The organism is Paraburkholderia podalyriae, assembly GCF_014397785.1.
Classification (GTDB): Bacteria; Pseudomonadota; Gammaproteobacteria; order Burkholderiales; family Burkholderiaceae; genus Paraburkholderia; species Paraburkholderia podalyriae.
Genome location: NZ_VZQQ01000011.1, coordinates 177027 through 193855, shown reverse-complemented (window position 1 = coordinate 193855; position 16829 = coordinate 177027). Strand labels below are relative to the sequence as shown.

Sequence of the window (16829 nt, the reverse complement as noted above, 5' to 3'; positions counted from 1 at the left end):
ACGCGATGCAAAATCCTAAAGCTGCTATGACCGCCGCGCCGATCCAGACGCCGCCGAAGCCCCCGCGCCTCGGCGAGGAAATCCTGCGCGTGAAGGACGTGTGCCGCGGCTTCAACAAGACGCAGGGCGAACTGCTGGTCCTCGACGACGCGAATCTGTCACTGCGCGAAGGCGAGATCGTCGGTCTGCTCGGCCGTTCGGGGTCGGGCAAGTCGACGCTGTTGCGTATCATCGCCGGTCTGATCGAGCCGACCGACGGCGAAGTCACGTACATGGGCAAGCCGCTCGCAGGCCCGGCGAAGGGCGTCGCGATGGTGTTCCAGACCTTCGCGCTGTTCCCGTGGCTGACCGTACTGCAGAACGTGGAGGCGGGGCTCGAGGCGCAAGGCGTCGGCGCGTCGGAGCGGCGCACGCGCGCGCTCGCCGCGATCGACCTGATCGGTCTCGACGGCTTCGAAAACGCGTATCCGCGCGAGCTGTCGGGCGGCATGCGCCAGCGCGTCGGCTTTGCGCGAGCGCTCGTCGTCGATCCGACGCTGCTGCTGATGGACGAGCCGTTTTCCGCGCTCGACGTGCTGACTGCCGAAACGCTGCGTACCGACCTGCTCGATCTGTGGACGCAGGGCCGCATGCCGATCAAGGCGGTGCTGATCGTCACGCACAACATCGAGGAAGCGGTCTTCATGTGCGACCGCATTCTGGTGCTGTCGTCGAACCCGGGCCGCGTGATCGCCGAGATCAAGGTGCCGTTCAAGCATCCGCGCAACCGTCTTGACCCGGCGTTCCGCCGCCTGGTCGACGAGATTTACGCGAAGATGACCGCGCGTCAGACCGACGAAAAGACCAGGAAGGGGCTCGAGCTCGGTAGCTGGCTGCCGCACGTGTCGACCAACCTGATGGCGGGTCTGATCGAGACGCTCGCCGCTGCGCCGTATCACGGCCGCGCGGACATGCCGGAAATCGCGCGCTCGCTGCATCTGGAGGTCGACGATCTGTTCCCGATCGCCGAAGTGCTGCAGCACCTCGGTTTCACCGACGTGCGCGAGGGCGACATTTTCCTGACGCCGCCGGCGCGCGTGTTCTCCGAGTTCGGCACGCAGGAACGAAAGATGATGTTCGCCGAGCATCTGCTGCGGCACGTGCCGCTCGCGGCGCGAATCAAGAAGGTGTTGAACGAGCGGCCGGGACATCGCGCGCCGCGCGTGCGCTTCGAGCAGGAGCTCGAGGACTTCCTGTCGGATAGCGCCGCGGAAGAGACGCTCGACGCGGTGATCAACTGGGGCCGTTACGGCGAGATCTTTTCGTATAACGACCAGAGTGAAATCTTCAGTCTGGAAGACGTGGAGTCTTAAGCCTAGGGTTTCCCGCAAAAGACTGCGGTTCAGACAAAAAGCGGCGAGGAAAATCTCGCCGCTTTTTTATTGCAGATTGCCCCAGCGTGCGACCGCCGGCTCGGCCGTCGCCCACTTCCAACCGTTGTCCTGCTGGCACGCGCTCGCCGTGAACCACATCTCGGGCGCGTTCGGGCCGTCGCCGTCCTGGACCGAGAATACGAAATCCTTGCACAGCGCGAGCGCCGAGCTGAACGCGCGGGTCACGCGCACCTGGCCGTGGCCGTTCTCGATCGGCAACGTATGCTTGACCGACCACGGTTTCGTTTCGCCGACCGGCATCGTGCCGACCAGCGCCGCCATCAGATCTTGCTGATCCTGATGCATGCTGCGCATGTAGCGCGCGACCGCTTCGTCGGTCGCGGCTTGCACGGCCACGCCGACGCCGAGTGCGACGGCCGGATTGCTGGTCACGATGCCCGACGCGAGACCCGCCGCCGCGCCGCTCGCGGCGCCGATCGACGAGCAGCCGCTCGCTAGCAGGCTCGCGCCGACGCACAGCGCGCCGGCCGCGATGAGCCGCAGCGGACGCCTGATCGGAACGCCAAGCGAGCGCGCCTTCATTGCAGCGCACCCCAGCGCTCGGTGGCGGGTTCGGCCGATGCCCAACGCCAGTCCTTGCCATCACGGCAAACCGATGCGATGTAAAACGCGCTGCTCGCGGGCTTGTCGCGCGTCGCGGTCTGATCGACGGAAAAGACGATTTCCTTGCAGTCGAGCGCGCCGGTGCTGATCAGACGGCTGACGGTCACGCGGCCGTGTTCGTCGTCTTCGATCGGGAAAGAGTGGGTGATGCTCCACGGCGCGACGGCGCCGACCTCGAGCGGACCGGCCGCCTGCGCGATGCTGGTCTGCGTATTCGTGTGGACCACACGCTCCGAATACTGCACGCCGGCGCGCGCGGCGGCGACCGCGCCAAGACCGATACCGGTCGCTACCGCCGCGTTGCTGGTGACCTTGCTGGCGACCGCGGCACCCGCGATACCGGCACCCGCGACCGCGCCTTCGGAGTACAACGAACTGCAGCCGCTCAATGCCGACGAAACCGCCAGCGCCAGCGCAATCAGCGCCGTAACGTGGGGGCGTTTGCCTGCGGCAACGGACTTCGCGTTGCCAGCCCACACTATGTTCTTTTGCATTTCTCCCGTCCCCGCCCGTACAGGTGCCTGCGTTCACGCGTCGCGCGTGTAAACGAAGGACACGTCGTTTATTACGCTGCCGCATTGTGCAGGATGCGTTTTGTAATTGGCAGCGAAAAAATGCAAGAAATTGCAAAACCTCGTGCGTTGCGATGTTTTCTGTTGCACCGGTGGGACGATTTGCCTGGCTGTGCCAGGTTTTTGGGACATTTGGACAAATTTGCCGTCGGCGTGCGCAACAGCGGGCCGCCACCATCGACGAACGGCCCCCCGTTGCACTGGCTATCACTCGGTCTCGTCTTCCCCGCTTTCGTCGCCGTATGCGCTTAGCCGGTTGTACAGCGTTTTGAGGCTCACGCCGAGCGCTTTCGCCGCCCGCCGCTTGTCGCCGCCGCAGTACTTGAGCGTGCCGAGAATGATCTGCTTTTGCGCGTCGGCGAGCGGTGTGCCGATCCACACGCTCATCGCATCGCCTTGCGTGACCGCTTTCTTGACTCGCGACGCAAGATGCGGATGCGGCAATTCAACGGTCTTCTCCGCAAGGATGAATGCGCGATACACGGCGTTCTTCAGCTCGCGCACGTTGCCGGGCCACGACCATGAACGCAGCGTCTCGAGCGAGCGTTTGCTGAAGCTCTTGTTCGTGCCTTCCTGCTGATTCAACTGCGCGAGGAAGTGTTGCGCGAGCAGCTCGCGATCGTTTTCGCGCTCGCGCAGCGGCGGCGCGCGCAGCGGAAACACCGCGAGCCGGTACATCAGATCCTCGCGCAAGCCGTTTTCCTTGACGGCCACCGCCGGATCGCGATTGGTCGCGGCGATCACCCGCACGTTGCCGCTGATCAGCTCGTTGCCGCCCACGCGATAGAACGTGCCGGTTTCGAGCGCGCGCAGCAGCTTGACCTGGCGCACCGGCGCCATCTCGGTGATTTCGTCGAGAAACAGCGTGCCGCCGTTCGCATGTTCGAAGTAGCCGACGCGGCCCTGGACCGCGCCGGTAAAGCTGCCCTTTTCGTGGCCGAACAGTTCGGCTTCGATGAGCTCATCTGGAATCGCGCCGCAGTTCACCGCGACGAACGCGCCGTCCTTGCGGCTGCTGTGTTCGTGGATGGTGCGGGCGATCAGCTCCTTGCCGGTGCCGGATTCGCCGATGATCAGCGCAGTCGCGTCGGTATCGGCGACGCGTTCGATCTGCTCGTACAGATCGAGCATCACCGGCGACGAGCCGTACAGCAGCCCGTACGATTTCAGTCCCGCGACGCCGTCCGCGACCCGCTGCTTCGCTTGTGGCGAAGCATTGCCGCCGGCGGACACGGTCGGCGAGTCCAGATCGATTGACGCCATAAAAGGGAAAGTCCCGTGCAAATGAAGTTCATGTTGCGGCGCGCAGGCCTTGAATGCGAGAGACCGTACAGCCACTATCTCATAAAGACGATTTAACCACTTCGACGCTGATTCCGGCAATGGAACCGGCAGCCGCTGAAATAATCGTGCGTGCAGTCGGTCGAAAGTGCTTGAAATTGGCCTTTTCTGCGTGCATAAGCGGTAAATATACCGGGCACATGCTTTGCAACGTTGACCGTTTGATCGAGTCGTGCGAGCTTTTGACCGCTACGTCGCATCGCCAACCGGCCAGGGCAAAAACCGGCAACCCGCATCACCCGGCAAAGCGCGAACGGTTGCACCGTTCCCACGCGCCCATTGCGCGACATTCACGAACGCCGACTCAGACGAGGAGTGAACGATGACTGACACCACGCAACAACTTGCACTCGGCGGACAGAAGATCGTCGACGATCTCCGGGTGCTGCTGAGGGACTCCGAGGAAATGCTGCGGCTCGCCGCCAACGTCCCTGGCGAAGGCGTCAATGCGTTGCGCGACCGGCTCGGCACGCATGTCGAAACGCTGCAATCGACACTCGGTGACGCGCAACGCAACGTGCATCGTCGGTATCGCGAGGCGGCGGTCGGCACCGAGCATTATGTGCGCCATAACCCGTGGCGTTCGCTCGCGCTAGCGGCGGGCACCGGTCTTCTGCTCGGCGTGCTGGTCGCGCGGTAGACGCGGCGCATCGCGCGACGCTCGCATCGGCTCGCAACAAGGCGCGGCGCGCACTTTGCGCGGCCAGCGCTCATCTGCATCACGATCCAGGGAGTTCATGATGGCACGACCCATGATTGGTATTTTCGGCGCATTGATGGCACTCGGCGGCTTCCTCGCGGTTCGCTATGTGCAGGACAAACGCACCGGCCAGATTTCCCCGGCGCGCGATCTCAGCCGCTGGGAAAACGAGGGTGGCGCGGTGGCCGCGCCGACCGCCTCGTCGACGGAGCTGGCGCCCGCCTCGCACAGCACCAACGGCTCGGGACAGGTCCACGGCGAGCACCGCGCATGGCCGTTTCCGCGTGGCTGACCCGATGTGCTTGCAGGCGAAGGCGGCCAGCGACCGGAGGGCTCCGCCGCAGCCGGATCGGCGGTCAGCGGCTGGAAGGGGATTGTTAAATGAATCCTATAAAGCCGTATAATAGGCAAATAGACAACAATGACACGGAAATCTGCGTGAATACACGTGTTATTGTTGCATTTTTCCACTAAATGGTTGGCGGAACCGGGCACCCGGCGATTTCGCGTCATGCAGCCGACTGTTTAGCGGCATGCCCATTGGCGTGTTCCGCTTATTCTCTGACCCACGCTTGCAGGCTTTCGAAACGCGATGCCACATGTACTGATTGTCGATGACGACGCAAGTACCCGCGAGGCGCTTTCCGCCATCATCGGGGAAGACGGGCTGACCACCGCCACCGCGGGCGATCTGCGCGAAGCGCGCATTCAACTGATCCGGCAGATACCGGACGTCGTATTCACCGATCTGAAGCTGCCCGACGGCAGCGGGGTCGATCTGTTCGAAGATCTCGACCCGCGCTCCGGCGTCGAAGTGATCGTGATCACCGGCCACGCGACGGTCGAGTCGGCGGTCAGCGCGCTGAAAATGGGCGCGGCCGACTACCTCGTGAAGCCGATCAACATGCAGCGCGTGAAGGCGATCCTGTCGCGCTTGCCGCGCGCCGGCGACCTGAAAGCCGAGATCGGCACGCTGCGCGGCGAATTGCGTCGCATGGGCCGCTTCGGTCTGATGCTCGGCAATTCGCCGGCGATGCAGGAGGTCTACGACCAGATCAGCCGCGTCGCGCCTACCGCGGCCTCGGTGATGCTCGTCGGCGAATCGGGCACCGGCAAGGAAGTCGCCGCGCAGACGCTGCACGAGCTGAGCCTACGCCGCAAGCACGCGTTCCTCGCAGTCAACTGCGGCGCGATTTCGCCGAATCTCATCGAATCGGAAATGTTCGGTCACGAACGCGGATCGTTCACCGGCGCGGACCGGCAGCACAAGGGCTATTTCGAGCGCGCGAACGGCGGCACGCTGTTTCTCGACGAAATCACCGAGATGCCGATCGAGCTGCAGGTCAAGCTGCTGCGGGTGCTGGAGACCGGCATGTTCATGCGGGTCGGCACGACCAGGGAGATCGAAACCGATGTGCGCCTGATCGCGGCGACCAATCGCGATCCGGAGCAGGCGGTGCTCGAAGGCAAGCTGCGGCTCGACCTTTACCACCGGCTGAACGTGTTTCCGATCAGCCTGCCGCCGCTGCGCGATCGCGGCAAGGACGTCGAACTGCTCGCACAATCGTTCCTCGATGAGCTAAACGAGCGTCACGGCACGAAGAAGCATTTCCCGGTCGCAATGAAGGAGATGTTGCTGTCGTATCCGTGGCCGGGCAACGTGCGCGAACTGAAGAACTACGTGCAGCGTGCGCACATCATGTCGAGCGCCGATTCGGACAGCACGGCCACCGTGCCGTTGCAGATCACGTTGTCGAAGCCCGCGGCCGGCACCGCGATCACGATCCCGTTCGGCACCTCGCTCGCGGAAGCCGACCGTCAGCTGATTCTGGCGACGCTCGAGCAATGCGGCGGCGTGAAGACACGCGCCGCGGAGATTCTCGGCATCAGCCTGAAGACGCTGTATAACCGGCTCGTCGAGTACGGCAACGATGCCCGCGAAGACGGCGATCCCGCCGACGAATCGCGCGCGCTCGGCGGCGCGGACCTCTGATCCGCGCTCGTTCGCACGTTGTCTGCCGCATCAGCAACCGCCCGTCCGGGATGCCGGGCGGGCACGCTAACGGCACAGGCCTTGCTGCGCTCCTAGGGAACGCACAACGAGGTCATCGACATGCCGCACATGCCGCATTCCGCAGCCGTTCCGGCGCCGTCTCAGCCGATGCGTGCTCACCGGCCCGAGCCGATCGAGCCGCCCACTCCGCCTCCGACCGCGCCACCGGATCCCGGCGAACCCGACACGGTTCCCGGCCCGACACCGGACCCCGTTGAACCCTTCGAACCGGTCACGCCGCCCATCGGTGATCCGCCGCCGCAGCCGACGCAAACGCCTCAGGCCGGCGACCTTCGACACCGACCGCTGCAATGCTGATGCGACGCTCGGTGCCGGCGCACCGTCCCGCCCCCGATCCGACCGCTGCCGCATCGCACGGGGTCCCCTATTCCGGTCCGGTGCGGCCGATTGCTGTATTTGTTACAAAGCCGGCGCATGTTTTACCGGCAATATACGATTTCGCCCCCTAGACTGTAGGGGTGCCGCGACAGGCGGCAGGCTTGCGCCGGAGACACGATCATGAGACATCCCGCATTGCGACGTTCCGCGCGGCACTCCAAACGTGAACCCCGGCCGGCTGACGTCAAGACCGAGCCGGCGGAGTCGCCGGACCCGGCCGCGCAGAATCGGATCGCTCCGCATACGCCGCCGGACGGCGAGCACAACCAGGGCGGTGTACGTCAGGAAGGCCTTGAATACCAACGCGATCTCGGCTCGGAGCAGGACGCCTGAAGCAGCACAGCACCGGGCGAGGCGCCGCGACGACCGCGATTGCCGGTAACAAAGACCTTCTTTCGTCACATAAAAAAGAAAAATCTCCTTCGCGACCGATGATGCTCGCGGGGGTTTAGCTCGTCCGTCACATTTTCATACAATTTAATTTCCGATATCTCATATATCGGCACGTCATTTGCATGCACCGTTTTGGCACATTTCCGCATACAACGAAACAATGGAGCACTAATGAGCAGATTGATCGTGGTATCGAATCGTGTCGCACCGATTCAGGAAGCGCGTCCGGCCGCAGGCGGACTCGCGATCGGCGTGCTGGACGCATTGAAGGAAACCGGCGGCGTCTGGTTCGGCTGGAGCGGCGAAACGGTCAGTGAGCCATCCGCGCCCGTCATCGAGAAGCAGGGCAACGTCACCTACGCGACGGTGGGCCTCACCAAGCGCGATTACGACGAGTATTACCGCGGCTTTTCGAATACCACGTTGTGGCCGACCTTCCACTATCGCAACGACCTGTCGCGCTACGACCGCCAGGACTACGCCGGCTACCAGCGCGTGAACGCGACGCTCGCGAAGCAGCTCAAGGAACTGCTGAAGCCCAGCGACATCATCTGGGTGCACGACTACCATCTGCTGCCGTTCGCGCATTGCCTGCGCGAACTCGGCGTGAAGAATCCAATCGGTTTTTTCCTGCACATTCCGTTTCCGGTGCCCGAAGTGTTGCGCACGATTCCGCCGCATGAGGAACTCGTCAAGGCGATGTGCAGCTACGACGTAATCGGCTTTCAAACCGAGGCGGATCGCCAGTCGTTCGTCGACTATATCGAACGCGGTCAGCACGGCACGTCGAGCGAAGACGGCATGGTGCACGCGTACAACCGCTTCCTGAAGGTCGGCGCGTATCCGATCGGCATCTACCCCGATGCGATCGCGAAAGCCGCCGAGCAGTTCACCGACCGCAAGGCGGTGCGCAGCCTGCGCGACGGCATGCGCGGGCGCAAGCTGATCATGAGCGTCGACCGGCTCGATTATTCGAAGGGACTGGTCGAGCGCTTTCAGGCTTTCGAGCGGCTGTTGCAGAACGCGCCCGGCTGGCATGGCCGCGTGTCGCTCGTGCAGATCGCGCCGCCGACGCGCGCCGACGTGCAGACCTATCAGCGCATCCGGCAAACGCTCGAAGGCGAGGCGGGCCGCATCAACGGACGGTTCGCGCAGCTCGACTGGACGCCGATCCAGTATCTGAATCGCAAGTACGAGCGCAATCTGCTGATGGCGCTGTTCCGCCAGTCTCAGGTCGGCTATGTTACGCCGCTGCGCGACGGCATGAATCTGGTGGCCAAGGAGTACGTTGCGTCGCAGGATCCGGCCGATCCGGGCGTGCTCGTGCTGTCGCAATTCGCGGGCGCGGCCGAGCAACTGCCGGGCGCGCTCGTCGTCAATCCGTTCGATCTGTCGCAGATGGCCGAAGCGCTCGAACGCGCATTATCGATGCCGCTCGCCGAGCGTCAGGCGCGCCATGCGGACATGATGGAGCCGATGCGCGAGAGCAACCTGTCGGTATGGCGCGATACGTTGCTCGATGATCTGCGCCACGTCGCGACCGCGTCTTCGGTGACGGCCAAAGCGGTAAAGCTCGCTGACGTGACGGCATCGTCCTGAGCGGACAGTGCGGCCCGCGTGAGCGGGATGCATGCGCGCCGGTCACGTCGTGAATGGAATGGCAGCGAAGATCGAAGCAAAAAGGGCGCGCGTCGCGCAATGCGCGCCCTTTTTCGTATGCGTTGAGCGTGTAACGATCCCAGCGCTCAAGCCGGCTGCGTCACCTTCTGCATGACCCGCATCGTGCTGACGACCGCCGCGAGCGCCGAGAACCCCGCGGCCACATACAGCGCAATGATCGTCCCGTTCTGCGGCGCAACCCCAAAAATCAGCGCGACCAGCGCCGCGCCGAGCGTTTGTCCGGTCAGGCGCGCGGTGCCGAGCATGCCGCTCGCGCCGCCGCTGCGTTCGCGCGGCGCGGACGACAGCATCGTGCGATTGTTCGGCGACTGGAAGATGCCGAAGCCCGCGCCGCACAGCGCCATGCGCCACGATATCTGCAGCGCGGCGGGGTGAGGCCCGAGCGTCGCGAGCAACAGCAGACCGACCGTCATCGCGGCGAGCCCGACGCCGCCGAGCCAGCCGGCCGAGATCCTGTCCGACAGCACGCCGGAAACGGGCGCCGCGATGATGATGATCGCGGGCCACGGCGTCATCAAAAGACCCGTCTCGACCTGCGACAGGCCGAGCCTGTCCTGCAGCAGGAACGGCAGCGACACGAACGCGAGCATCTGCGCGCAGAACGAACAGACCGACGTGCCGACCGACAGCGCGAACACCGGAATGCGTAGCAGATCGATCGGCAGCAGCGGCGCGGACCGCGTCAGTTGTCGACGTACGAAGAAGTAGCCGATCACGAGTGCGCCGAGCGCCTCGAGCGTCACGTAGCCGAAACGCTCGCCGTGGCCGAGGCCATCGACCGCGAAAATCAGCAGGCCGAACACGAACGCGTTCATCACCGCGCTCAGATAGTCGTATGGCGATTCGTGGCCGGGGTTCATCGGCAGCGCCTTGAAGCCGCCGACGATCGCCGCTATCCCGATCGGCACGTTGATCGCGAACAGCCACGGCCACGTCGCGACGGCGAGCACGCCCGAGGCGACCGTCGGTCCGACCGCCGACGACACCGCCACCACCATCGCGTTGATCGCGACGCCGCGCCCGAGCTGCGACGGCGGATAGATCATGCGCACGAGCGCGGTGTTCACGCTCATGATGCCGGCCGCGCCGAACCCCTGGATCACGCGCGCGAGCGCGAGCATCGCCAGCGAGTTCGACAGCGCGCAGCCAAACGACGCGACCGTGAACAGGATCAGGCCCGACAGATAAATGCGCCGGTAGCCGATGCGGTCGCCGAGCGACGCGAGCGGCAGCAGCGTGATCGTGATCGCGAGCTGATACGCGTTGACGACCCAGATCGACGCGGCGGCGCTCGCGTGGAGGTTGCGCGCGATCGTCGGCAGCGCGACGTTGGCGATCGCGCTGTCGAGCACCGCGAGCGTCAGCGACAGCGCGATGACGAGCATCGCCCAGTAGCGTTGTGGAACCGGCAGGCCGAGGTCCTTGCCTTCGAAGCGGGAAGCGGAGGCGGTCGGGCCGTCCGTGCGCGGGGAGGGTGCGTGCATCGATTGTTTGATTTGTCGGAGATGTTGGCGCGCCGGTGCGCGGCTCACACGCTGGCCGCTGCGGGCGTATCGGTCGGCCCGGCGCCGGCGTTATCAGAGCGCCGGCGCCGCCTGCGCGTTATTTGAGTTCGTAAAGGCCCGTATGGGTCGTCGAGTCGATTTCGTTGAGGTGCGTCATGAAGCGCGCGACCGCGTTGGTGGTGTCCGCGCTGACCGGCAGATGCGGCACCTTCAGCGCATGCAGCCGGAAGATATAGCGATGCGTGCGATCGCCGCGCGGCGGCGCGGCGCCGCCGAAGCCGACCGTCCCGTAGTCGTTGCGCACCTGCATCGCGCCCTGCGGCAATAGCGAGCCGTCGGCCTTGCCGGCGTTGCGCGGCAGCGAGCGCGCGTCGGCCGGAATGTTGACGACGACCCAGTGCCAGAAGCCGCTGCCGGTCGGCGCGTCGGGGTCGTGAACGGTGAGCGCGAAGCTTAGCGTATCCGCGGGCGGCGCTTCCCATTGCAGCGACGGCGAGATGTTCTCGCCGTCGACGCCGAACGCCTTGTCGTTGTACTCGTGGGCTTTCGGCATGAAGCCGTTGGTGGGAAATTCGTCGGACCAGAGACGGAAGTCAGCCATGATGTGCCTCCCTTGTTGATTGGTTCTGGGATCGTCGGAGTGCGCGATGTCGCGGCGGGCGACGCGCATCTCGTGGCATGCCGACATGCGTGAGGACGTGCCGTGAAAGCGCCGGGAAAGCTCCCGCAAAACGCCGCCGAAGCGTGCCTGGAAGGCACTTCGAAAGCGCTCCGGGTAAGCTTTTCGAGTGTATCACCAGCGGCCGCGAGACTCGCGCGAGCCGGGCAGCTCGCGCGTGGTTTTAGCCGCGTTCCTCGAACTCGGGCGCGTCGCTTCTGATCCACGCGACGAGCCGCTCGATCACGCCCGCGATATCGCGATTCGCGCCCCGCAAAGCGCATTCCCACACGACGGCGACGCGCCAGCCGCCCGCGAGCAGCGCGGCGCGCACCTTGTCGTCGTTGCTGCGATTGCGGCCGATCTTGTCGCGCCAGAACTCGGGCCGCGTCTGCGGCCATTTGAACAGATGACAGTCGTGGCCATGCCAGAAGCAGCCGTGCACGAGCACCACCGCGCGATAACGCGGCAGCACGATGTCGGGGCGGCCGGGCAGATCGCGCGCGTCGAGCCTGAAGCGCAGGCCCTGTCGATGCAGCAGGCTGCGGATCAGAACCTCGGGCTTGGTGTTGCGGCCGCGAATGCCGGACATCATCCGACTGCGCGTCGCGTTATCGACGATATCGATCATCGTCAACGGGTCAACGAGTCGCGCGGCCGCTCATGCGTGGAGCGGCAGGGAGTGTTTCGACGCATCGCGGGTCGGGTGGGCGAGCAGGGTTTGCACATGCGGCAGCATGATACGCGCCACTTCGCGCATCACCGGCATCACGACGCTGTTGCCGAACTGACGGTAGGCCTGCGTATCGCTGACCGGAATCCTGAAGGTGTCGGGAAAGCCCATCAGGCGCGCGCATTCGCGCGGCGTCAGACGACGCGGGCGAAGCGCCTCGCCCTGATAGACCAGAATTTCGGAGCCGTCCTTGTGATAGCGCGCCGACAGCGTGCGCGTCACGCTATCCGGATACGCGATGCCGAAACCGAAGCCGTTGCCCGCCGCGCGATGCTTGGCCGCGTAGTTCTGCAGATACGCCCACAGCTTCGGGGTGAGCGTGTACTTCGGCTGCACGCGGCGCGCGACATGGTCGAAGAAGCGGTCGTGGTCCCACGGCAGCACCGGTTCCGTGCCGTCCGTGCGATGCAGGATCGCGCCGAGCCGCGGAGCCTGCTCGGGTAGGCGCAGGTCGTCCCATGTGAACGAGGTTTTGCCGCGAAAGCCGACGATGATGATGCGTTCGCGATGCTGCGGCGTGAAATGCTGACCATCGATCACGCGGTAATGCACCTCGTAGCCAAGCTCGTCGCGCAGCGTTTGCAGGATCACGTCGAAGGTGCGGCCTTTGTCGTGCGACAGCAGGTTTTTCACGTTTTCAAGCAGGAACGCGGCGGGGCGTTTCGCGGCGATGATGCGCGCGACGTCGAAAAAGAGCGTCCCCTGGGTCGTGCATTCGAAGCCGTGGGGCCGGCCCAGCGCGTTTTTCTTGCTGACGCCGGCGATCGAAAACGGCTGGCACGGAAAGCCACCCAGGAGCACGTCGTGGCTCGGCACGTCTTCGGCGGGAAACGTGACGATGTCGCCGATCAGCGTGTGCGCGCTGCTGCTGGCGGCGTTGTCGCCGTGGTTTTCACCGTAGTTTTCACGATACGTGCGCGTGGAGAACTCGTTCCACTCGCTGGTGAACACGCATTCGCCGCCGTGCGCCTCGAAGCCCATGCGAATACCGCCGATACCCGCGAACAGATCGATGAAGCGAAACCGCGCCGCCTCGCCCCCGTGTTGCGCCTCACGCGCGCCTTGCCGCAGCAGATCGCGCAACGCGGGCTCCAGCATCGCGGGACAAGGCGTTTCACCTTTTTCCCAGCGACGCACCGTCTTGATGTCCTTGCCGACATGCGCGGCGATTTCGCGTTGGGTGAAACGGGCGCGCGCCTGCTTGAGCAGGTCGAACGGGGCGACGAGGGTCACGTGGCGTCCTTGCTGGGAATTTTTGCGGACATTATGACCTAAGGTCGTCCCATTTCCCTATTTTAGCGCCTATTGATCAGGATTTTTTCGCGATACGGCGCGGCGCTGCGTTTGTCTGCGGTGAAACATGCCTGTCACGAATGCGCATGTACGCTTGTCGGGTGACGCTCGTTTCCTGCGTTGCGACGTGTGTTGGCGGCCGCGACTTCGTGCGCGGCCGTTTTTTTGCGGCCTGCACGACGAGCCGGGTGCCGGCTTGGCGGCACGCGCGCGGGTTCGGCGGGTGTAGAGGCGATGTAGCGGACGGGCGAGCTAGGCCGGCTTCACCTTCTTCACCGGGGCAGCCGGCCGGAAAGGCGTGGTCGGGGCGGGCGCGAAGCGTTCCCATTCGGGCAGCGGCGTCGAGGCGAGCAGATCGAGCTGCAGCAGCAGGCTGTCGACCTTGTGCGATTGCGCGGCAGAGAGCTGGCCGCTGTCGAGCAGATCGGTCAGCCGTTTGCGCCAATAGGTGGCCGGCAAGATCGGACCGCCAAAATCGCCACGCAACGATACGTGCATGGCGCGCGTGATGTGCGCGATGTCGTGGTCGACCAACGCAGCCTGCGATGATCCCGAAATCGTAGTCCCAGTGTGGTCCATGGCTCCTCCCTGAACGCATTTACGGCGGTCCGCGGCAGGACTTTAGGGCTTTTTGATAAAAATTTTGCTTGATCGCGTGTTGGCGCTCATCAATGACGAGGTCGCCGCGCGGACCACCCCGGGAACAGCCGTTGCTTGGTACCAGCTACCGGCGGAATGCGCGCCGGCATCTTTGTCGACTATGCATAGGAAGCCGAACATGAACAAGGATCAAGTGAAGGGCGTTGGCAAGCAGGTCAAGGGCAAGGTCAACGAGGCCGTCGGCAAGGCCACGAACGACCCTGCGAAGGAACTCAAGGGCGACGTGCAGCAGGGCGCCGGCAAGGTGCAGAAGACCTATGGCGACGCGAAGGAAGACGCCAGGGACAATGCAAAGCGCGGTCATCACTGAAGCCCGATCGGTGTAGGTGGTCGTAACGACGGAGGTGTCGCGACTGTCGCGGCGCCTTTGTTTATCGTGGGGCGCGGGTCGGGCACAGCGCCTCGGCTTTCACCATCTGGGTCGCCGCTGCCGTACAGGCGGCGGCCGGCCTGGGAGTAACCCGTGATCGCGAGCGTGGGCATTCCGCGTGCGCTGCGGGCGCTTTAGACTTGGCGCAATCCCATCAGGAGGCCGCGCCAATGACACCCGAAAAAATACTTTCGATGTTCGAACGGCAGTACCTGGAAGGCAAGGCGCCGCCCGATCTCGAAGCGACCTGCGCGAACTTCGCGACGTGGTTCGCGGCCGCGTGGGAACTGCTCGACGGCACCGAGAAGACGTTGCTGCTGGCGGTCGGCGCGGCGCTGTGGCGTGAGGGCTTCACTGTTCGCGCGGGCACGGCGACGAAGGACTTGTGGTGAACCACCGATCGCGAACGGCGGCGGTGTGGCGGCGTTTGTGAGGTCTTCGCGCGGCCGCGCACGCGTTGTGCCGAGTCGGTTTATATTGGGCGGTCTTGCAATTTCTGTCCCCTAGGGCGACGCGAACCCATGACCGATCTATCCGCTTTTGCGATCACGAAGAATTGGCCGGCCGAGCATCCGGACCGGATTCAGCTCTATTCGCTGCCGACGCCCAATGGCGTAAAAATCTCGATCATGCTCGAGGAAACCGGCTTGCCATACGAGCCGCATCTGGTGCGCTTCGATACCAACGATCAGATGACGCCGGCGTTTCTGTCGCTGAACCCGAACAACAAGATTCCGGCGATCCTCGATCCGAACGGTCCCGACGGCAAACCGCTGCCGCTGTTCGAATCGGGCGCGATCCTGATTTATCTCGCCGACAAAAGCGCTCAGCTGATCCCGCGGGACGCCGCGGGGCGCTACGAGACGATCCAGTGGGTGATGTTCCAGATGGGCGGCATCGGTCCGATGTTCGGCCAGGTCGGCTTCTTCCACAAATTCGCCGGCAAGGAGTACGAGGACAAGCGTCCGCGCGATCGCTACGTCGCCGAATCGAAGCGGCTGCTCGGCGTGCTGGAGCAGCGGCTCGAAGGACGCGCATGGGTGATGGGTGATCACTATTCGATCGCCGATATCGCGATCTTCCCCTGGGTGCGCAATCTGGTCGGCTTTTACGAGGCGGGAGAACTGGTCGGCATTCAGGACTTCCCTAACGTGAGGCGCGTGCTGGGCGCGTTCGTCGAGCGTCCAGCGGTGGTGCGCGGCCTGAATATTCCGCAGCGGCCGGCTTGATGGCCTGAGCGTTTCGCGAGCTTGACCGCTCGGCCGGGCGGGCGTGCATTGGACGCGCCCGGCCGAGCTGCATCGTGTGACGCTCGGCGCTACCATGCCTCCCACACTCTGTCGGATCGAAGGGTATGACAGGCATCAGGAAGTATCGATCAATCCAGGCGTTGCGCGCGCTCGCCGCGCTGGGCGTAGTCGCGTTTCATACGAACGGCATCGTCGCCGCGCATGGCTGGCTCGTGCATGTTTTTCCGCGCGTGTCGCGCTATGGCGAAATCGGCGTCGACGTGTTTTTCGTGATCTCCGGCTTCGTGATGGCGCTGGTGACTCACGGTTTGCCGCCGGGAATCGAGTCGGCGCGCTCGTTCATTTGCGCCCGCATCGCGCGGGTCGTGCCGCTCTACTGGATTCTCACCGCGTTGTTTATCGCGCTCGTCGCGTTCGTGCCGGGCGTTCCCGAAGCGTTCGATCATGCGCGCGTGAGCGCGTGGCATGCGCTGTCGTCGTTTCTGTTTCTACCGTCGACGAGCTGGACCGGCATCGCCGCGCCCGTGCTGGGCGTCGGCTGGACGCTGAACTACGAGATGTGGTTTTACGCTGTGTTTGCCGTGGCGATGAGCGTGACAAGGCGTCGTCTGCTGGCGGTGGGTGCGTTTCTGCTGGTGACGTCCGCGTTGCACCTGCTGCCCGGCGAGGGCGTCGCGTTTGCGTTTTACACGAATCCGCTGGTGCTGGAGTTTGTGTTCGGGTGCTGCGTCGGCGCGTGGTATGCGTCCGGGCGGACAGTGCCGCTGGCCGCGGCGGCGGGACTGCTGGTGGTGGTCGCCGCAGCGGGCGCATTCGCGCCGAGGTTGACCGATGCGAACCGTTTTCTCGTCTTTGGCTTGCCGGCGTTGGCCGTCGTGGTGGCGGGCTTGTCAGTCGAGAGCAAGGTACGGTGGAGCAGGTGGCTCGAGCGCATTGGCGATGCATCGTATTCGCTATATCTGACGCACCTGCTCGCGATGCCGGTGGTGATCGGGCTCTTGCAGATGATCGATGCCCGGCATCGGTGGCCGGGGGATCTGGTGGGCGCGGTGGTCGTAGTGGGGTCGTCGGTGGTGGCGCTCGGGTCGTATCGATGGGTCGAGCGGCCGGCTAGTCGGGCCGTCGCCAGGTGGATCGCCGGACTGTCGTGGGGAAGTGCGGTAGCGGGAGCGAAGCGCTAACAGCG

Annotated in this window: 19 protein-coding genes; 11 read left to right on the top strand and 8 right to left on the bottom strand. The window is 64.5% G+C overall.

Annotation, left to right across the window (positions count from 1 at the left end):
• Positions 1-5 precede the first annotated feature (5 nt).
• The gene (locus F6X42_RS15865) at positions 6-1352 is read left to right on the top strand and encodes an ABC transporter ATP-binding protein (RefSeq protein ID WP_187635122.1); all 1347 of its coding nucleotides are present in this window, start codon (positions 6-8) and stop codon (positions 1350-1352) included.
• A gap of 66 nt (positions 1353-1418) precedes the next feature.
• Here the strand turns inward: F6X42_RS15865 and F6X42_RS15860 are convergent, their stop codons facing one another.
• From F6X42_RS15860 to F6X42_RS15850, 3 genes are all read right to left on the bottom strand, one after another.
• On the bottom strand, positions 1419-1955 hold the full coding sequence (locus F6X42_RS15860) for a hypothetical protein (RefSeq protein WP_187635121.1): 537 nt from the start codon (positions 1953-1955) through the stop codon (positions 1419-1421).
• Positions 1952-2530, bottom strand: a complete 579-nt coding sequence (locus tag F6X42_RS15855) for a hypothetical protein (RefSeq protein ID WP_187635120.1) — start codon at positions 2528-2530, stop codon at positions 1952-1954. The genes F6X42_RS15860 and F6X42_RS15855 overlap by 4 nt, the downstream gene beginning before the upstream one ends.
• A 285-nt stretch (positions 2531-2815) precedes the next feature.
• Complete coding sequence (locus F6X42_RS15850) at positions 2816-3871, bottom strand: sigma-54 interaction domain-containing protein (protein WP_187635119.1); 1056 nt, start codon at positions 3869-3871, stop codon at positions 2816-2818.
• Between the two features lie 400 nt (positions 3872-4271).
• Between F6X42_RS15850 and F6X42_RS15845 the strand changes: the two genes are divergently transcribed.
• The 6 genes from F6X42_RS15845 (at position 4272) to otsA (ending at position 9093) form a co-directional block, all read left to right on the top strand.
• Positions 4272-4589: an ElaB/YgaM/YqjD family protein gene (locus tag F6X42_RS15845; RefSeq protein WP_187635118.1), complete on the top strand. Its 318-nt coding sequence runs from the start codon at positions 4272-4274 to the stop codon at positions 4587-4589.
• Positions 4590-4689: 100 nt separating this feature from the next.
• On the top strand, positions 4690-4941 hold the full coding sequence (locus F6X42_RS15840) for a hypothetical protein (RefSeq protein ID WP_187635117.1): 252 nt from the start codon (positions 4690-4692) through the stop codon (positions 4939-4941).
• A gap of 300 nt (positions 4942-5241) precedes the next feature.
• The gene (locus F6X42_RS15835) at positions 5242-6642 is read left to right on the top strand and encodes a sigma-54-dependent transcriptional regulator (protein WP_187635116.1); all 1401 of its coding nucleotides are present in this window, start codon (positions 5242-5244) and stop codon (positions 6640-6642) included.
• 129 nt (positions 6643-6771) lie between these two features.
• Positions 6772-7020 (top strand): hypothetical protein, encoded by a 249-nt coding sequence (locus F6X42_RS43995; RefSeq protein ID WP_246530104.1) that lies wholly within the window; start codon positions 6772-6774, stop codon positions 7018-7020.
• A 201-nt stretch (positions 7021-7221) separates the two neighbouring features.
• A complete protein-coding gene (locus F6X42_RS15830; protein ID WP_187635115.1) occupies positions 7222-7434 on the top strand; it encodes a hypothetical protein in 213 nt (70 codons plus the stop codon).
• Between the two features lie 231 nt (positions 7435-7665).
• On the top strand, positions 7666-9093 hold the full coding sequence (otsA, locus tag F6X42_RS15825; RefSeq protein ID WP_187635114.1) for an alpha,alpha-trehalose-phosphate synthase (UDP-forming): 1428 nt from the start codon (positions 7666-7668) through the stop codon (positions 9091-9093).
• Between the two features lie 146 nt (positions 9094-9239).
• Here the strand turns inward: otsA and F6X42_RS15820 are convergent, their stop codons facing one another.
• The 5 genes from F6X42_RS15820 to F6X42_RS15800 form a co-directional block, all read right to left on the bottom strand.
• Positions 9240-10658 carry an MFS transporter gene (locus F6X42_RS15820; protein ID WP_222945613.1) on the bottom strand — a complete coding sequence of 473 codons (1419 nt, stop codon included), beginning with the start codon at positions 10656-10658 and terminating at the stop codon, positions 9240-9242.
• Positions 10659-10776: 118 nt separating this feature from the next.
• Complete coding sequence (locus F6X42_RS15815; RefSeq protein ID WP_187635113.1) at positions 10777-11280, bottom strand: YbhB/YbcL family Raf kinase inhibitor-like protein; 504 nt, start codon at positions 11278-11280, stop codon at positions 10777-10779.
• 241 nt (positions 11281-11521) lie between these two features.
• Positions 11522-11968: a very short patch repair endonuclease gene (locus F6X42_RS15810; RefSeq protein ID WP_187635157.1), complete on the bottom strand. Its 447-nt coding sequence runs from the start codon at positions 11966-11968 to the stop codon at positions 11522-11524.
• Positions 11969-11998: 30 nt separating this feature from the next.
• Positions 11999-13303, bottom strand: coding sequence for a DNA (cytosine-5-)-methyltransferase (dcm, locus tag F6X42_RS15805; RefSeq protein WP_187635112.1), 1305 nt, complete (start codon positions 13301-13303; stop codon positions 11999-12001).
• Between the two features lie 312 nt (positions 13304-13615).
• A complete protein-coding gene (locus tag F6X42_RS15800) occupies positions 13616-13942 on the bottom strand; it encodes a hypothetical protein (RefSeq protein ID WP_187635111.1) in 327 nt (108 codons plus the stop codon).
• Positions 13943-14141: 199 nt separating this feature from the next.
• Here F6X42_RS15800 and F6X42_RS15795 point away from each other — a divergent pair, with 199 nt between their 5' ends.
• From F6X42_RS15795 to F6X42_RS15780, 4 genes are all read left to right on the top strand, one after another.
• Positions 14142-14333 (top strand): CsbD family protein, encoded by a 192-nt coding sequence (locus F6X42_RS15795; protein ID WP_187635110.1) that lies wholly within the window; start codon positions 14142-14144, stop codon positions 14331-14333.
• 230 nt (positions 14334-14563) lie between these two features.
• Positions 14564-14785 (top strand): hypothetical protein, encoded by a 222-nt coding sequence (locus F6X42_RS15790; protein ID WP_187635109.1) that lies wholly within the window; start codon positions 14564-14566, stop codon positions 14783-14785.
• A 129-nt stretch (positions 14786-14914) separates the two neighbouring features.
• Positions 14915-15622, top strand: coding sequence for a glutathione S-transferase C-terminal domain-containing protein (locus tag F6X42_RS15785; protein ID WP_187635108.1), 708 nt, complete (start codon positions 14915-14917; stop codon positions 15620-15622).
• 125 nt (positions 15623-15747) lie between these two features.
• A complete protein-coding gene (locus F6X42_RS15780; RefSeq protein WP_187635107.1) occupies positions 15748-16824 on the top strand; it encodes an acyltransferase family protein in 1077 nt (358 codons plus the stop codon).
• Positions 16825-16829: the final 5 nt, after the last annotated feature.